Annotated in this window: 16 protein-coding genes, 1 tRNA gene and 1 riboswitch; of the genes, 8 read left to right on the top strand and 9 right to left on the bottom strand. The window is 62.9% G+C overall.

The window, feature by feature from the left end; translation table 11 throughout:
• The 4 genes from VWZ81_RS16080 (at position 1) to VWZ81_RS16065 (ending at position 2525) form a co-directional block, all read left to right on the top strand.
• On the top strand, positions 1 to 552 hold the full coding sequence (locus VWZ81_RS16080) for a 6,7-dimethyl-8-ribityllumazine synthase (RefSeq protein WP_340544985.1): 552 nt from the start codon (positions 1 to 3) through the stop codon (positions 550 to 552).
• Positions 549 to 1040 (top strand): transcription antitermination factor NusB, encoded by a 492-nt coding sequence (gene nusB, locus VWZ81_RS16075; protein WP_416538353.1) that lies wholly within the window; start codon positions 549 to 551, stop codon positions 1038 to 1040. Before VWZ81_RS16080 ends, nusB begins: the two co-directional genes overlap by 4 nt.
• 237 nt (positions 1041 to 1277) lie before the next feature.
• Positions 1278 to 1607 carry a hypothetical protein gene (locus VWZ81_RS16070; RefSeq protein ID WP_416543158.1) on the top strand — a complete coding sequence of 110 codons (330 nt, stop codon included), beginning with the start codon at positions 1278 to 1280 and terminating at the stop codon, positions 1605 to 1607.
• 447 nt (positions 1608 to 2054) lie between these two features.
• Positions 2055 to 2525, top strand: coding sequence for an MmcB family DNA repair protein (locus VWZ81_RS16065; RefSeq protein ID WP_340544988.1), 471 nt, complete (start codon positions 2055 to 2057; stop codon positions 2523 to 2525).
• A gap of 63 nt (positions 2526 to 2588) precedes the next feature.
• On the opposite strand, the gene VWZ81_RS16060 is transcribed toward VWZ81_RS16065, so the two are convergent.
• Complete coding sequence (locus tag VWZ81_RS16060; RefSeq protein ID WP_340544989.1) at positions 2589 to 2777, bottom strand: DUF6324 family protein; 189 nt, start codon at positions 2775 to 2777, stop codon at positions 2589 to 2591.
• A gap of 204 nt (positions 2778 to 2981) precedes the next feature.
• Between VWZ81_RS16060 and VWZ81_RS16055 the strand changes: the two genes are divergently transcribed.
• A tRNA-His gene (locus VWZ81_RS16055) sits at positions 2982 to 3058 on the top strand.
• 116 nt (positions 3059 to 3174) lie between these two features.
• On the opposite strand, the gene VWZ81_RS16050 is transcribed toward VWZ81_RS16055, so the two are convergent.
• A complete protein-coding gene (locus VWZ81_RS16050; RefSeq protein WP_416538355.1) occupies positions 3175 to 3489 on the bottom strand; it encodes a DUF6476 family protein in 315 nt (104 codons plus the stop codon).
• Here VWZ81_RS16050 and VWZ81_RS16045 point away from each other — a divergent pair.
• From VWZ81_RS16045 to VWZ81_RS16035, 3 genes are all read left to right on the top strand, one after another.
• Complete coding sequence (locus VWZ81_RS16045; protein ID WP_416543159.1) at positions 3488 to 4522, top strand: RluA family pseudouridine synthase; 1035 nt, start codon at positions 3488 to 3490, stop codon at positions 4520 to 4522. The genes VWZ81_RS16050 and VWZ81_RS16045 overlap by 2 nt on opposite strands.
• A gap of 220 nt (positions 4523 to 4742) precedes the next feature.
• Complete coding sequence (rpoH, locus tag VWZ81_RS16040; RefSeq protein ID WP_340544992.1) at positions 4743 to 5639, top strand: RNA polymerase sigma factor RpoH; 897 nt, start codon at positions 4743 to 4745, stop codon at positions 5637 to 5639.
• Between the two features lie 263 nt (positions 5640 to 5902).
• Positions 5903 to 7837 carry a methyl-accepting chemotaxis protein gene (locus VWZ81_RS16035; RefSeq protein ID WP_416543160.1) on the top strand — a complete coding sequence of 645 codons (1935 nt, stop codon included), beginning with the start codon at positions 5903 to 5905 and terminating at the stop codon, positions 7835 to 7837.
• A gap of 302 nt (positions 7838 to 8139) precedes the next feature.
• Here the strand turns inward: VWZ81_RS16035 and thiD are convergent, their stop codons facing one another.
• From thiD to thiC, 7 genes are read right to left on the bottom strand one after another with little or no spacing between them, the layout of a single operon-like run.
• Positions 8140 to 8934, bottom strand: a complete 795-nt coding sequence (gene thiD / locus VWZ81_RS16030; protein WP_416543161.1) for a bifunctional hydroxymethylpyrimidine kinase/phosphomethylpyrimidine kinase — start codon at positions 8932 to 8934, stop codon at positions 8140 to 8142.
• Positions 8931 to 9920 (bottom strand): ThiF family adenylyltransferase, encoded by a 990-nt coding sequence (locus tag VWZ81_RS16025; RefSeq protein ID WP_416543162.1) that lies wholly within the window; start codon positions 9918 to 9920, stop codon positions 8931 to 8933. The genes thiD and VWZ81_RS16025 overlap by 4 nt, the downstream gene beginning before the upstream one ends.
• Positions 9896 to 10489, bottom strand: a complete 594-nt coding sequence (locus VWZ81_RS16020; RefSeq protein ID WP_416543163.1) for a thiamine phosphate synthase — start codon at positions 10487 to 10489, stop codon at positions 9896 to 9898. Before VWZ81_RS16020 ends, VWZ81_RS16025 begins: the two co-directional genes overlap by 25 nt.
• Positions 10490 to 10520: 31 nt before the next feature.
• Positions 10521 to 11288 (bottom strand): thiazole synthase, encoded by a 768-nt coding sequence (locus tag VWZ81_RS16015; RefSeq protein ID WP_416543164.1) that lies wholly within the window; start codon positions 11286 to 11288, stop codon positions 10521 to 10523.
• Between the two features lie 2 nt (positions 11289 to 11290).
• On the bottom strand, positions 11291 to 11488 hold the full coding sequence (thiS, locus tag VWZ81_RS16010) for a sulfur carrier protein ThiS (RefSeq protein ID WP_416540460.1): 198 nt from the start codon (positions 11486 to 11488) through the stop codon (positions 11291 to 11293).
• Positions 11457 to 12431 carry an FAD-dependent oxidoreductase gene (locus VWZ81_RS16005; protein ID WP_416543165.1) on the bottom strand — a complete coding sequence of 325 codons (975 nt, stop codon included), beginning with the start codon at positions 12429 to 12431 and terminating at the stop codon, positions 11457 to 11459. The genes thiS and VWZ81_RS16005 overlap by 32 nt, the downstream gene beginning before the upstream one ends.
• Entirely contained in the window at positions 12428 to 14242 is a 1815-nt protein-coding gene (thiC, locus tag VWZ81_RS16000) for a phosphomethylpyrimidine synthase ThiC (RefSeq protein WP_340545000.1), read from the bottom strand. The genes VWZ81_RS16005 and thiC overlap by 4 nt, the downstream gene beginning before the upstream one ends.
• A 121-nt stretch (positions 14243 to 14363) precedes the next feature.
• Positions 14364 to 14492: riboswitch (TPP riboswitch) on the bottom strand.
• Between the last annotated feature and the right edge of the window lie 42 nt (positions 14493 to 14534).

The following is a 14534-nucleotide window of genomic DNA, read 5'->3' as shown; positions in this document are numbered from 1 at the left end:
ATGGCTGCACATGAAACTCACTATACGCTGGACCGTCCGACATTCGACAAACCGGTCAAGCTGCTGATCGTGGTCGCGCCTTATTACAAGGATATCGCCGACAATCTGGTGGCCGGCGCCCAGGCCGAGATCGAAGCCGTCGGCGGCACCTGCGAACTGATCGAAGTGCCGGGTGCGCTGGAGGTGCCGACCGCGATCGCGATTGCCGACCGCAGCTCTAACTTCGACGGCTACGTGGCTCTGGGCTGCGTGATCCGTGGCGAAACAACCCATTATGAAACCGTCTGCAACGACAGCAGCCGCGCGATTCAGTTGATGGGGCTACAGGGGCTGTGCATCGGCAATGGCATCCTGACGGTGGAAAACCGCAAGCAGGCGGAGGTCCGCGCCGATGTGAACGATCAGAACAAAGGTGGCGGTGCTGCGGCTGCGGCCTTGCATCTGATCGCGCTGACGCGTAAATGGGGCGCCCAAACCAAGGGAGTCGGCTTCAAAGCCCCTTCCGAGGCCATCAGACTGGCCGACTCAGACAATGGACCCACCACCGTATGACCACTTCGGAAAGCCAGGGCGCCGCTCGCAAGGGCAGCGACAAGCATAAAATGAAATCAGCGTCGCGGCTCTATGCCGTGCAGGCGCTGTTTCAGATGGAACATAGCAACCTGTCTTTCGACAAGGTCATCGTCGAATTTGAGGACCACCGTTTTGGGGCGGTCTACGAAGGCGATGAGATGGCAGAGGGCGATCCGAAAAGCTTTCGCAAGCTGATCGAGGGCGCAGTCAATAATCAGGCCAAGATCGACCAGATGACGGACCGCGCACTGGTGGCCAAATGGCCGATTGCACGGATCGACCCGACGCTGCGCGCCCTGTTCCGGGCCGCGGGTTCTGAGATGCTGGCAGGCAAGACACCGCCCAAGGTGGTGATCAATGAGTTCGTGGACATCGCGCGGGCCTTCTTTCCAGAGGGCAAGGAGCCGAAATTCGTGAATGCCGTTCTGGACCATATGGCGCGTGAGGCATGCCCCGAAGCCTTCTGACCAGGGCAATCTGACTGGGGCCTTCTGACCGGGGCTTGCGACAGGCGCCAGCTGCTGTGGCGCAACGAGGATCGAGAAGCGTGCCCGATGGGCGCGCTTTTTTCGTCTGCCGCCGGGCTGCCAGAACACTGCCGTAAAATGCTGGTCGACATGCGTCAAATCCCGCCGATCCGGCAATTGCCGCTGGACCATGTCGCAAAGAGTGCTACCGTTTTGGCCGAAGCAGGAGGGTATGCCATGCCAAAGCTGGTGAGTCTTTATATTCGCAACGTGGTGATCGGCTTTGCCATTGCCGCAGCTTTTGTCGGGCTGCTGTTGTGGTTCAACGTGATGAACCTCTGGCATCTGGTCAGCACATCGGACAGTGGCGTTCTGGCGGTTGCGATCCTGTGGTTCATGAACGGTATCGTTTTTGCCGGGGTGCAGTTCGGCTATGCGGTGATGTCGCTGGCGCAGAAAGAAGACACCCCGCGCGGCGGGATGCGGATCACCCCCGATATGCACTCTGAGATGGTCCCGGTGCGCGTTCCGGCCAAGAAAGCCTTTCGGCAGCTGCCGCGCCGCTGATCCGCAGATCTGGACGCAAAACGTCCAGATCAGCAAGCCCTCAGCCAGCCGTGCCCCTCAGGCGCGGCTTTTCTTTTGTCAGCCAGAACAGTGGTGGAATGCGGCGGGACCACCAGGCAACCGTGCGGTTATGATTCCCGAGGACCTGTATGTACAGGTGGGCGCCAGGTAAAAGGACCAGGGTCCAAACAGAGCCAGCTCCCTCGGAATTGCTTAAGGCCACTGGAATGCTACCTGTCACGAGAAGGGCAGAACCCGCCTCCGTTCTAACTAGGCGTCGGGGCAGGCAGAGACAAGGGGCGTCCGCCGTCTTTTCGACATGGCCCTCTCACCGTGGCGGATGTGGCATGGCCGCAGGCTGTCTTGATACAATATCTGACCAGTGCGTTTGCAAGGTGCCTGCGCCATGGCCTTGTCATTTGTTCATGAATTGTTCACATTGACCCTATGATGCAAGATCTTGCCCCCGGTCAGCGCCTCGCGCGTGGTGTGGCCCGCCATATGGCGGCGCTTGGTTTTGTCACGGTCGAAGAATTCGTTCCCGCCCGTGGTCTGCGGGTCGATGTCATGGCGCTTGGCCCCAAGGGTGAGCTATGGGTGGTCGAATGCAAATCCAGCCGCGCCGACTATCAGTCCGACAGCAAATGGCGGGGCTATCTTGAATGGTGCGATCGCTATTTCTGGGCGGTGGATCTGGCGTTTCCGAATGAGCTGTTGCCTGACGACAGCGGTTTGATCATCGCCGATGACTATGACGCCGAGATCATCCGCATGGCGCCGGAACAGAAACTGCCCGCCGCCCGTCGCAAGAAGCTGATCCAGAAATTCGCAATGGACGCCGCCAGCCGCCTGCACCGGCTGCGCGACCCGCGACCGGGGATGGATGGGATATGGGACAGCGCGGCGCGCGGCGCCTGATTGCTGGCGGCGCGTCGGTTGGCAGGGCGGGCGCGTCAGCCCGCCGCCGGGTGTTCGTGAGGCTCAGGTATCGAGGCTGCGCGCTGCCTGGGCTGCGGCCATGATTTCTTCGGCGATTTCATTGGCCTCATCCGGATCAAAATCCATCGGGATTTCGATCCCGTCGGCTTCGATGAAGATGCGGACCATGCCTGCGTCGGTGGGGCCGATCTGCATATTGGCTTCGATGTCGCGCTCGGTGTTGATGCTCATGCGGCACTCCTGTCATGGGGCTTGCGGTGACGGGTTCTGCTAGCCTGCTGCCACTGTAATGGCAAGCACTCGCGGCTTCCAGATGGACCTCGCGGGCGGGGCAGAAGATCGCAAGCGTGACGGCAAATCTCTTCACATTCGGGGTAAAAAACTTGCCGCTTGCCTCTTGCGCTCTCATCGCCCCTGTATTAAATCGCCCTCAGTGCCGCCTTAGCTCAGTTGGTTAGAGCGCCTGATTGTGGATCAGGAGGTCCCCCGTTCGAGCCGGGGAGGTGGTACCACCCTTCAGCTGATATTGATATGACCACATCGGACCGCCAGAGGCACGACGCCTGTTTTCATGTCGGTAATTCAGCAGCTTACCACGAGTCAGCTTGCATGAACTAGCGGGTGAAGATCAGTCGCTGACCGGTTGGATCGCCACGCGTTGCTCGATAGCACCGCTCAGATTGTTCAGGATCAGGATCTCATCCCCATCGGTGACCACAGCAATCCAGCCGTCGCCAAAGGTCACGGCGCGCGCGCTGACCCCGGCTGGCAGCGTCACCGTTTCGGGCAGCTTTGGACCTGACGCAGACAAACGGATGACAAGCAGGGTCAGAACCACTAAGAACCCGCAAATCATGATCACCGTTAATGTGGTCACCATCCGCCGCAGGAACACCAGCTGGGGCGGTTCACTTTGAATATCTGTCTCAGAAGGATGTGTCATGGCCCGCCGCCGGATCGAGTTTGTCATCGCGGAAAACCCGCCTAAACGGCTTGATAAAGCGGTTTCGCGTGATGTGCCAGAGGAAGCCACCCTGTCGCGCACCCGTCTGGCGCGGCTGATCGAGGCTGGGCAGCTGCAGGTCAATGGCACGGTCGTGACCGACCCCAAGGCCAAGATCGAGGAAGGTGCGCTGATCGAGATCACCGTTGAAGAGGCCGAGGACAGCCACATCGGCCCCGAGGATATCCCGCTTGAGGTGATCTATGAGGACGACGATCTGATCGTTGTCAACAAACCCGCAGGCATGGTTGTCCATCCCGCCCCCGGAACACCATCGGGCACGCTGGTCAACGCATTGCTGCACCATTGCGGCGATAACCTCTCCGGCGTTGGTGGCGTCAAACGCCCCGGCATCGTGCACCGCATCGACAAGGAGACCAGCGGGCTGCTGGTGGTCGCGAAATCCGATGTCGCCCATCAGGGTTTGGCCGCTCAATTCGAGAAACATACGGTCGAACGCTATTACCGTGCTATCTGTTATGGTGTGCCGGATGCCAATGATCCGCGCCTGCGCGGGGTAAAGGGGACGAGCTTTGAACCTGGCAATATCCTCAAACTGACCACACAACTCGCGCGCCATAGAACCGACCGGCAGCGGCAGGCGGTGCTGTTCCAGGGCGGCCGCCATGCTGTCACCCGCGCCCGTATCGTCGACAGCTACGGCACGCCGCCGGTGGTGGCGCTGATCGAATGCTGGCTGGAAACCGGCCGCACCCATCAGATCCGGGTGCATATGGCCCATGCAGGCCATGGGCTGGTCGGCGATCCGGTCTATGGCGGCAAGCGCAAACTTGCCGCAAAATCGCTGCCCGAGGCCACCGCGGCGGCCATCCAGTCATTCCCGCGACAGGCACTGCATGCTGCGGTTCTGGGCTTTTTCCATCCTGTCACCGGTGACAACATGCGATTTGAAGCGCCGGTACCAGAAGATATGACAGATCTGCTGCAAATGTTGGCAACGCCCGCGGAATAGTCACGCCTGCGACCAGCGAGCTCCTGATTTATTGCAGAAAAACCGAGGTCCCGCCGCGCGTTGCGGCGGGTCGATGGTCTGCAACTTGCTGTGAACTTCGTCACAGACCGCTTTTCTTATGATTCCTATAAGAGATAAACTTGGCAACTCTTGAACGGGGCTGTGCGTTAACCCATATGACGAGATGTTAAGTCCTTATACATTGGGAGGGACACAAAGAATGGCAAATTATGCAAATCTGCCCGCGCCGACACCCGAAGGCGGGCTGAACCGGTACCTTCAGGAAATCCGCAAGTTCCCGCTGTTGGAACCGGAAGAGGAATATATGCTGGCCAAGCGCTGGGTCGAAGAGCAGGACAGTGCCTCGGCCCATAAGATGGTGACATCGCACCTGCGTCTGGCGGCGAAAATTGCCATGGGCTATCGCGGCTATGGTCTGCCGCAGGCCGAGGTGATCTCCGAAGCCAATGTCGGTTTGATGCAGGCGGTCAAACGCTTTGATCCCGAAAAGGGCTTTCGCCTGGCGACCTATGCCATGTGGTGGATCCGCGCCTCGATCCAGGAATATATCCTGCGGTCCTGGTCGCTGGTGAAACTCGGCACCACCTCGGCGCAGAAGAAGCTGTTCTTCAATCTGCGCAAGGCCAAGGCCCGTATCGGCGCGCTGGAGGAGGGCGACCTGCACCCCGACACCGTCAAGAAGATCGCCACCGACCTCGGCGTGACCGAGACGGAGGTGATTTCGATGAACCGGCGGATGTCCGGCGGCGATGCCTCTCTCAATGCCACCGTCGGCAGCGAGGGCGAAGGCACGATGCAGTGGCAGGACTGGCTGGAGGATGAGGATGCTGATCAGGCCGGCGACTACGAGGCGCGCGATGAGCTTGAGGCCCGCCGCGAGCTGCTCGCCAATGCACTGGATGTGCTCAACGATCGCGAGAAGGATATTCTGACGCAGCGCCGACTGGCCGATCAGGCGAAAACGCTGGAGGACCTCAGCACGCAATATGGCGTCAGCCGCGAGCGTATCCGCCAGATCGAGGTGCGCGCCTTCGAGAAACTTCAAAAGAAGATGCGCGAGCTGGCGTCCGAGAAGGGCATGTTGCCGGTGAGCTGATACGTCCGGAGCGGCCCGCGAATCGCAGATTGAACGGCCCCCTTTGCGGGGCCGTTTTTCCTGTGTCGCGAGGGGCGCCACAGCGCCGCCGCGACCAGCTGCGGCCCGAGGCGGGCGAAGGTTTCCAAACTCTTAAGATAAGAGATTGAAATTCTATGCAATAATGGCGTGAAGCCTGCGATTTTGGGTCTTTGCCTAACGCTTTGTTAGGGGCGCCGGTCCTAGTGTTCGGGGATGTAATTCCTCAAAGGACCAAGTAACCGATGCCGTCCATATTCTTTCGTCTTCCCATCCGTATCTACGCTGTGGTGGCGATGGCACTCGCGCTCTCTGTGCTGCTGACCGTCCTGCTGCTGTCACGCGCAGTCGACAACGCCTATGCCATGCGCGACCGTGAGCTCAGCAATATCATCGATACCTCAATCAGCCTGCTTGCCGATCTTGAGGCGCGGGTACAGTCTGGTGAGCTGACAGCCGAGGAGGCGCGCGCTCAGGGCCGTGAAGTGATTGAGAAAATTCGCTTCGAAACCTCCGGCTACCTCTTTGCATTCGACAAGGAACTTATCGTGCGTGCGCACCCCATGGTGCCAGACTGGGTCGGCACTGACCGGTCCGGCTTCGAAGACGTGAAGGGTATCAAGGTGTTCCAGGAGCTGGGCAAGGTTGCCGCAGCTGATGGTGCCGGCTCGGTCCGCTATTGGTTCCAGAAACCGGGTCAGACCACTCCAGAGCAGAAAATCGGCTATGTGAAGGCCTTTGAACCCTGGGGCTGGGTCATTGGCACCGGCTCCTATGTCTCTGACATTCGGGCGGATCTTGCCCAGATGCGGACCGAAGCGATGGCCACCCTCGCGATCAGCCTGATTCTTCTGGTGATTGCCTCGACGGTCCTGCTGCGCAGTGTTACCGGCCCGATCAACGGTCTGAAGGCGCGGATGGCCACGATGGCCGACGGCGAGACGGCGACGGATGTACCCTATACTCGGGCGCGCAGCGAAATCGGCGAAATGGCCCGAACGCTGGAGGCATTCCGCGGGAAGCTGCAGGAGCAAGACGTGCTGAAAGGCCAGCAGCAGACCCGCGACGCCGAGCGGTCCGATGTTGTGTCGATCATCTCCAGCCGTCTCGCGGCACTGTCGCAGGGCGATCTGACCGTGCGTATCAACGAGACCCTGCCGGAGGATTACGCCCAGCTGCAACGTGACTTCAACCGCACAGCGGAAACGCTGAGCGCCACTGTGACCCAGGTGATCGACACCGCCGAAAGCATCCGCAACGGCGCCAATGAGATCAGCCAGGCCTCCGACGACCTGTCCAACCGCACCGAAAGCCAGGCCGCCACGCTGGAAGAAACCGCCGCCGCCCTGGACGAGATGACGGCCAGCGTGAAATCCGCCGCCGAAGGTGCCCGCAGTGTCGAAAGCATCATGCAGGAAGCCAAACAAGAGGCCGAAACAAGTGGCACCGTGGTGCAGAGCGCCGTCTCCGCAATGACCGAGATCGAGCAGTCCTCGACCCATATTTCGCAGATCATCGGGGTGATTGACGACATCGCCTTCCAGACTAACCTCCTGGCGCTAAACGCCGGTGTCGAGGCCGCGCGGGCCGGCGAGGCGGGCAAGGGCTTTGCCGTGGTCGCCAGCGAGGTGCGCGCCCTGGCGCAGCGGTCCTCGGATGCGGCGATGGAGATCAAGACGCTGATCGGCGACAGCACCAAACAGGTGGAGCGGGGCGTTGATCTGGTGGGCAAAACCGGCGACGCGCTGCAAAGCATCGTGGAGCGGGTCGGTCATATCTCGAAACTGGTTTCGGGCATCGCAACCGGTGCCAGCGAACAGTCGACCGGTCTGCATGAGATCAACACCGGCGTGACCCAGCTTGACCAGGTCACCCAGCAGAACGCCGCCATGGTCGAAGAGGCCACTGCCGCCGGGCATATGCTCAATGCCGATGCCACCAAGCTGGCCCAGCTGGTCGCCCATTTCCGGGTCGCGGCGGGGGGCAGACCGGCCTCGGAAACTGCCCGCAAGACCCCAGCAGCGGCCCCGGCGCCGCGGGTCACCAGAAATGACCCCAAACCGGCGGCGCCCAGTGCCCATGGCGATGACTGGGATCTGGAGGCGGTGAAACCGACCCCGGCCCCGGCGGTCGCCAGCACCAGTGGCAACGCGGCCAAGGATATCTGGCAGGATTTCTGACCCGGAAACGGGCCTTGAAAGCCAGAACTTCAACGACCGAGACAGAGACCGCGCCGGACCATCCCGGCGCGGTTTTTCCATGCCAGCGGTCTGGGTGGCGGCCTGCCGCGATGATGCTGCGATTCCCCAGTGCTCCAGTGCTCCAGTGCCATGATCCATCGGCCCTGGTGTGGCGCCGGATGCCGATCGTCGCGATCAACGGCCAATGCCAGTCTCAAAGCGCGCCAGAAATCTGCGGCTGGAAACCGACATCACAGCAGCGGGCACCGGGAACAGGCGGCGGGGAACTGACCATGCGCCAATCAGGCAGGGATCTCTTTCAGCCACTCATGCACATAGTCGCCAGCCGCCCGGCAGGCTGTCTCGATCTGTTGCGCTGCCATCAGCTGGACTGCGATTGCGGTGGCCAGGGTACAGCCGGTGCCGCGCTTGGTCTGTTTCAGTCTTGGCCGCGGGTAGGCGACATGGGTGGCGTCGCAGAAGAGATGGTCCACTGCCATCGCGTCGGTCCCATGTCCCCCTTTGATCAGAACCGCTCCTGCGCCCGCCTGGTGAAGCTGGCCCGCCTGCGCTGCCATGCCGAAGTGCTGCGGGTCAACGCGGCTCCCACCGGCCGGAACTGCGCCGTGCAAGCCTGGGCATAGCTGCGATGCTTCGTGCAAGTTGGGGGTGATCAGATCGGCGCGGGCCATTAACGGTGCCAGATCACCGGCGTGCATCAGCCGACCGCCTGAACTGCTGCGCAGAACCGGATCCAGCACAACCGGACAACTCGGCGGGAGCAACCGCGCCAGAGTTGCGGCAATTGCCTCGGCAGCTGCCGCGTTTCCGACCATTCCGATCTTCACCGCGCTGATCGGGCCGGTCTCAACAGCGGCCTGTATCTGACCCAGAATACCGTCAACCGGCGTCGGGTAGATCTCCTGCAAGGCCTGGTTGGTCTGCACGGTCACGGCTGTCACCACCGGTCGCAGGCTCAGCGATCGGGCCGCGAACTGCGGGATCATGCGGGCCATCGCCGTGGCGGCGGCGATATCACGGGTCAGCCCGGCGCCGCCGCTGCTGTCGGTGCCTGCGATGATCAGCAGCGCGCTCATTGCCGCCGCCCCGCTGCCAAGAGCGCCAGATCTCCGGCAAAGTCAGGCGCAAGCTCCGCCGCCTTGCGCCAGGCCCGCAGGCCACTATGACAGGCAAGCACAACCCGGCGGTCCGTCGGCAGATCAGCCGCCGTCAACCGATCCGGCAGGATGCGGACAGCGGTCGTCGTGGCCGGTTCAGCGGCCTCATCCTCCGGGCGCAATTCTATCACGTAATCGGCTGCGGTCACGCTGTTCATCCCGATAAAGGGCAGCGACCGCGCAGGCTCTGCAGCCGTGGCGAAATCAAACCCGCCCATCTGAAGCCCGGCAAAGTCGAGGCTGAACATCCGCCCCAGCGGGGTTGGCTGATGGCCCAGTAGCAACTTCAGGGCAAGCTGTGCCTGCAGGGCGCCAATCACCCCGACAACCGGCCCCATAATCCCGGCACTGGCGCAGGTGGCGCTCCTGTCGGGCGGGTCGGGGAAGACGGCGCGTAGCGAGGGGCCGCCCCCGCAAAAGACGCCGACATAACCCGATTGCGCCAGTGCCGACGCGCTGATCAGCGGACGCACCAGCGGCTGACAGCAATCCGAAAGCGTGTAGGACACCGCATAGCTGTCGGCAGCATCTATCACCAGATCGGCCGGGCCGACCGCAGCGGCGACATTGTCCGGTGTCAGGTCGCGTGCATGAGGGTGCAGTCGCAGCTCCGGCGCCATTGCGATCAGCCGCCTGCGCGCGGCTTCGACCTTGTAGCGGCCAACGTCCGCATATGTATAGAGCGGCTGGCGTGGCAGGTTGGTTGCCTCAACCCGGTCCCCGTCCATCACCGTGATTTCGCCAATACCGGCACCGGCAAGATATTGCAGAACCGGACAGCCAAGCCCGCCGGCCCCGACAACAAGAATATGGGCGCTGGCCAGCCTCTGCTGTCCCTCGGCGCCCACCTCCGGCAAAGCGGTCTGGCGGTCAAAGCGGCTCATCTCGCGCAGGCCCGGAGCCATTCCAGGGTCCGCGCCTCCGGGTTGGCGGCCTGCTGGATATCCGTTACCACGGCAGCGCTGTCTGCACCTGCGGCAAAGACCCCGGGCAGGCGTTCGGGCGTCAGCCCGCCAATGGCAACCAGCGGTGTGTCTCCCGCCATGGCTTTCCACCGGCGCACCCGGTCAAGCCCCTGTGGGGCCCATTTCATCTGTTTCAGCAGGGTTTCATAAACCGGACCAAGCGCCACATACTCAGGGCCATGGGCGAGGGCGCGCTCCAGCTCCGCTTCGTCGTGGGTCGACAAGCCAAACCGCACGCCCTTGCGGCGCAGGGCCTCGAAATCGGCCGTGTCCATGTCTTCCTGCCCCAGGTGCACAAAGCTGCAGTTCAGATCCAGTGCGGCCTGCCAATAGTCATTGACCACCAGCTGCGCGCCATGCACGGCGCAGAAATCCCGCGCGCGGGCAATCTGGCGGCGGATCTCCGGCTCCGGCAGGTCTTTCAGCCGCAGCTGCACTAGGCGCACCCCATGGGGAACCAGTAGTTCCAATCGGCCGACATGACCAACGATCAGGTAAAAACGCTCCATTGTCGTCTCCGTGAATAAGGGGAGGCGCAGCTCAGCTTAGCGCTGCGAGGCCAAGAACAGGGGTGGAGGGCACCGCCATATCGCGCCGCTCCATCGGGTCTGCGTGATATCCGGCGCGCCCGGCCTCAATCGCCAGCGCCATGGCGTGCGCCATTCCGGCAGGATCCCCGGCCTTGGCCACAGCGGTGTTCAGCAGCACGGCATCCATGCCCAGCTCCATCGCCTGCGTCGCATCCGACGGGCGGCCAATGCCCGCATCCACGATCAGCGGCACCTCAGGGAAATAGGCCCGCATCGCGCGCAGGCCATCCGGGTTGCGCAAGCCCTGACCGGATCCGATCGGCGCGCCCCAGGGCATCAGCACCTCACAGCCCGCCTCAAGGAGTTTCTCTCCGACCATCAGATCGTCGGTGGTGTAGGGGAAGACCTGAAACCCATCGTCAGACAGCGTACGCGCGGCCTCGACCAGCCCGAACACATCCGGTTGCAGCGTGTCGCAATGGCCGATCACTTCCAGCTTGATCCAGGGCGTGCCGAACAGCTCGCGCGCCATCTGGGCGGTGGTCACTGCTTCCTGCACGGAGTGGCAGCCTGCGGTATTGGGCAGGATGCGGCAGCCGGTATCGCGCAGGCCGTCCCAGAATCCCGCGCCGGAGCCATCAGCGGTCTCGCGCCGCAGGGACACGGTGATGATCTCGCTGCCACTGGTCCTGATTGCCTCGCTCAGGACCACAGGCGAGGGGTATTGGGCGGTGCCCAGCAGCAGCCGCGAGGTGATCTCTTCTCCATAGATCTGCATCGTTATCCCCCCTGCATCGGGGCGAGCACTTCGATGCGGTCGCCCTCGTTCAGCTCGGTGTCAGCGCGTCGGGTGCGGGCCACAAAGGCGCCATTCAACGCGGTGGCGACCGACGGGCTGAAATAGCCCAGCTCGCGCAGCGCAGCTTCCAGCGTCCGGGCGCTCACCTCATGCGCTTTGGCGTTCACGGTGATGTTCATCTGATGTCTCCGGTCTAAGGCGGTCCGCCACCTGCTGCGCCATCGCGGGCGCCAGCAGAAATCCGTGGCGGTACAGCCCGTTGAGGAATAGCGTCCCGCCGTCCTGATGAAGGCGGGGCAGATTGTCGGCAAAGGCGGGGCGCAGCCCGGCGCCTGTTTCCACAACGCTGGCCTCGGCAAATCCGGGATGCAGCGTGAAGGCAGCATTTAGCAGCTCGCTGAGCGAGCGCAGGGTGATCGCGCGCGCTGATGTGCTTTCAACCATGGTGCCGCCGATCATGAACAGCCCGTCGCCGCGTGGGACGAGGTACAGCGGTATTCTCGGGTGCAGCAGCCGCAGCGTGCGGCTGATCTTCACCTCCGGGCAATGCAGAATGGCCATTTCTCCGCGCACCGGGCGCAGATCTGCTAGCTGTCCTGCGGCGGCGATGCCTCGGCAATCCAGATCAACGCTTCCCGGCGCATCAGCCCCCAGACAGATCTCAACGCCAAGGGCAGAGACCGCAGCCGCCAGATCCCGGATCGCCTGTCGCGGGTCCAGATGTGCCTCCTGCTCAAAGAACAGCCCCTGCGCAAACCGCCCCGCCAGCGCCGGCTCCATCGTCGCGATCTCGGCCTCGTCCACGCCCCGATGCCCGGTGGTGCGGCGGGCAAAGCGGGTCAGCTCGGCCCGGTCGCGGGCAGGCGCAACCACCAGCGTGCCGCGCCTGTGGACGCTCGTGACCTTGGCCCACCAGTCGATGGCGCGGCCTCCGAGGGTGATCACCGCCTCCTCGGCGCTTTCGCGTTCGCACCAGGGGGCGAGCATGCCGCCGGCATAGCGCGCGACACTGCCTGCACCGATCGCAGCCGCGCGTTCGTAGATCCGCACGGCGGCCCCGCGCTGCGCCAGCTCATAGGCGCAGGCGAGACCGGCGAGGCCTGCGCCTGCGATGGTGATCATTCCGCCGGTTCCGCAGCCTCAGGTGCAGGCACATACAGCTCGCCGCCTTCGCGGAACTTGGCGGCCATCGCCTCCATGCCTTCCTTCTGCGCCTCGGCGCGGATGTCGTGGCTGATCCGCATCGAGCAGAACTTCGGCCCGCACATGGAGCAAAAATGCGCCACCTTATGCGCCTGCTTGGGCAGGGTCTGGTCGTGGAACTCGCGCGCGGTGTCCGGGTCCAGCGACAGGTTGAACTGATCTTCCCAGCGGAATTCAAACCGTGCGCGGGACAGCGCATCATCGCGGCGTTGCGCACCCGGCAGACCCTTGGCGAGGTCAGCCGCATGGGCGGCGATCTTATAGGTGATCACGCCGGTTTTCACGTCGTCCCGGTCAGGCAGGCCCAGGTGCTCCTTCGGCGTCACGTAGCACAGCATCGCGCAGCCGAACCAGCCGATCATCGCCGCCCCGATGCCGCTGGTGATGTGGTCATAGCCCGGCGCGATGTCGGTGGTCAGCGGCCCCAGCGTATAGAACGGCGCCTCGTGGCAGCACTCCAGCTGCTTGTCCATGTTTTCCTTGATCTTGTGCATGGCGACATGGCCCGGACCCTCGATCATCACCTGGCAATCCTTGGCCCAAGCGATCTTGGTGAGTTCCCCAAGGGTTTCCAGCTCGGCAAACTGCGCCTCGTCATTGGCATCGGCGATGGAGCCGGGGCGCAGCCCGTCGCCCAGCGAGAAGGAAACGTCATACTGGCGGCAGATGTCGCAGATCTCCTCGAAATGCTCATAGAGGAACGACTCCTTGTGGTGATGCAGGCACCACTTCGCCATGATCGAGCCGCCGCGCGAGACGATCCCGGTCACCCGGTTCACCGTCATCGGCACCATGTGCAGCCGCACGCCCGCGTGGATGGTGAAATAGTCGACACCTTGCTCGGCCTGCTCGATCAGCGTGTCGCGGAACACTTCCCAGGTCAGGTCCTCGGCGATGCCATTCACCTTCTCCAGCGCCTGATAGATCGGCACGGTGCCGATCGGCACCGGCGAGTTGCGCACGATCCATTCGCGGGTGTTGTGGATGTTGCGCCCCGTGGACAGGTCCATCACCGTGTCAGCACCCCAGCGGATCGCCCAGACCAGCTTGTCCACCTCTTCCTCCATTGAGGAGGTGACAGCAGAGGTGCCCATATTGGCGTTGATCTTCACCTTGAAATTGCGGCCGATGATCATCGGCTCGAGTTCGGGGTGGTTGATGTTGGCCGGGATGATGGCGCGACCGGCGGCGATTTCGGAGCGAACGAATTCCGGAGTCACGTAGTCGGGGATATTGGCGCCAAAGTCATTGCCGTCGCGTTTGCCGTGGCAGGGCGACAGCTCGCGCAGCTGGTTTTCGCGGATCGCCACGAATTCCATTTCCGGCGTGATGATACCGGCGCGGGCATAGGCCAGCTGGGTTGGCGCGGCGCCGTCCTTGCCGCGCAGCGGGGCAGGCTTCACCGGGAACTCAGGCACCAGCCGGTCGCCCTCGACAAAACCGTTGTCCTCTGGCTTCACATCGCGGCCCTGATAGCTCTCGACGTCGCCGCGCGCGAGGGTCCACTGGCGGCGCAGGGCGGGCAGGCCCTGTCGGATATCGGTCAGCACGTCAGGGTCGGTGTAGGGGCCGGAGCTGTCATAGACCGGCAGCGGCGCCTCGCCCGCAGTGGGGTGGGTGGCGATCTCGCGCATCGGCACGCGGATGTCCTGATGGACCTCGCCTGCAACGTAGATCTTGCGCGATGCGGGCAGGCCACCTGTGGTGATCTTTGGGTTGGGGACGTTCATTATGGTGCTCCTCGAAGCCTAGACTCAGAAAAGACACCAGATGAGGCTTGGCTCGGGAAACAGAGAGCGCGCGGCCCTCTTGTTCGGTCAACGCAGGGTGGTCGGGGTGTATTTGTCCCGGCGCCGTGCATGCCTAGCTTCCTACGCCAGTATCAACTGGGTCAGGTTCAAAGGGTCGCGCCGCCGGTTTGGGTTGCCCCGCACCAAAACGCCTCTCAGTCCCCTTGGCGGGACTCCCCTGCGTGCCTTAGGGGTAGGGGAGATGCTGTCATCCCGTCAACCTGTTATTTTA

The sequence above is a fragment of the Phaeobacter sp. JH20_34 genome (assembly GCF_048056095.1).
Classification (GTDB): Bacteria; Pseudomonadota; Alphaproteobacteria; order Rhodobacterales; family Rhodobacteraceae; genus Phaeobacter; species Phaeobacter bryozoorum.
This window is presented reverse-complemented; position numbering and strand designations above follow the sequence as displayed.

Excerpts from the sequence above, each read along its gene's own strand:
- VWZ81_RS16050 (WP_416538355.1), bottom strand. The coding sequence starts at position 3,489 with ATGACACATCCTTCTGAGACAGATATTCAAAGTGAACCGCCCCAGCTG.
- thiC (WP_340545000.1), bottom strand. The coding sequence starts at position 14,242 with ATGAACGTCCCCAACCCAAAGATCACCACAGGTGGCCTGCCCGCATCG.
- VWZ81_RS16035 (WP_416543160.1), top strand. The coding sequence starts at position 5,903 with ATGCCGTCCATATTCTTTCGTCTTCCCATCCGTATCTACGCTGTGGTG.
- VWZ81_RS16065 (WP_340544988.1), top strand. The coding sequence starts at position 2,055 with ATGATGCAAGATCTTGCCCCCGGTCAGCGCCTCGCGCGTGGTGTGGCC.
- rpoH (WP_340544992.1), top strand. The coding sequence starts at position 4,743 with ATGGCAAATTATGCAAATCTGCCCGCGCCGACACCCGAAGGCGGGCTG.
- VWZ81_RS16015 (WP_416543164.1), bottom strand. The coding sequence starts at position 11,288 with ATGCAGATCTATGGAGAAGAGATCACCTCGCGGCTGCTGCTGGGCACC.
- VWZ81_RS16060 (WP_340544989.1), bottom strand. The coding sequence starts at position 2,777 with ATGAGCATCAACACCGAGCGCGACATCGAAGCCAATATGCAGATCGGC.
- VWZ81_RS16005 (WP_416543165.1), bottom strand. The coding sequence starts at position 12,431 with ATGATCACCATCGCAGGCGCAGGCCTCGCCGGTCTCGCCTGCGCCTAT.
- VWZ81_RS16020 (WP_416543163.1), bottom strand. The coding sequence starts at position 10,489 with ATGGAGCGTTTTTACCTGATCGTTGGTCATGTCGGCCGATTGGAACTA.
- VWZ81_RS16080 (WP_340544985.1), top strand. The coding sequence starts at position 1 with ATGGCTGCACATGAAACTCACTATACGCTGGACCGTCCGACATTCGAC.
- nusB (WP_416538353.1), top strand. The coding sequence starts at position 549 with ATGACCACTTCGGAAAGCCAGGGCGCCGCTCGCAAGGGCAGCGACAAG.
- VWZ81_RS16045 (WP_416543159.1), top strand. The coding sequence starts at position 3,488 with ATGGCCCGCCGCCGGATCGAGTTTGTCATCGCGGAAAACCCGCCTAAA.
- thiS (WP_416540460.1), bottom strand. The coding sequence starts at position 11,488 with ATGAACATCACCGTGAACGCCAAAGCGCATGAGGTGAGCGCCCGGACG.
- VWZ81_RS16070 (WP_416543158.1), top strand. The coding sequence starts at position 1,278 with ATGCCAAAGCTGGTGAGTCTTTATATTCGCAACGTGGTGATCGGCTTT.
- thiD (WP_416543161.1), bottom strand. The coding sequence starts at position 8,934 with ATGAGCGCGCTGCTGATCATCGCAGGCACCGACAGCAGCGGCGGCGCC.
- VWZ81_RS16025 (WP_416543162.1), bottom strand. The coding sequence starts at position 9,920 with ATGGCTCCGGGCCTGCGCGAGATGAGCCGCTTTGACCGCCAGACCGCT.